Source organism: Pseudomonas sp. MD330_10, from assembly GCF_042610415.1.
GTDB lineage: Bacteria > Pseudomonadota > Gammaproteobacteria > Pseudomonadales > Pseudomonadaceae > Aquipseudomonas > Aquipseudomonas rhodesiae.
Genome location: NZ_JBHGZU010000112.1, coordinates 1 through 248 on the forward strand (window position 1 = coordinate 1; position 248 = coordinate 248).

General features: G+C 62.1%; 1 protein-coding gene. It reads right to left on the reverse strand.

Annotation, left to right across the window (positions count from 1 at the left end):
- A partial coding sequence (locus ACFZPT_RS26830) for a response regulator (protein ID WP_379559153.1) occupies positions 1 to 248 on the reverse strand: 248 nt, incomplete at both ends.

A 248-nucleotide genomic window follows, 5' to 3' on the forward strand; every position in this document is an offset into this window, starting at 1 on the left:
GCCGACGCGTTTGAGGATCGCCTTGACCCGCGCCGCCACTTCCCTTGGGCTGAACGGCTTGACCACGTAATCGTCAGCGCCGATCTCCAGCCCCACGACCCGGTCGATCTCACCGTCGCGGGCACTGAGGAACATCACCGGCACATCGCTGAAGCGGCGCAATTGCTTGCAGGTTTCAAAACCACTGATGTACGGTAGGCCGATGTCGAGGATGATCAGGTCGGCCGGGGTCTTGCGCTGATGCTCCA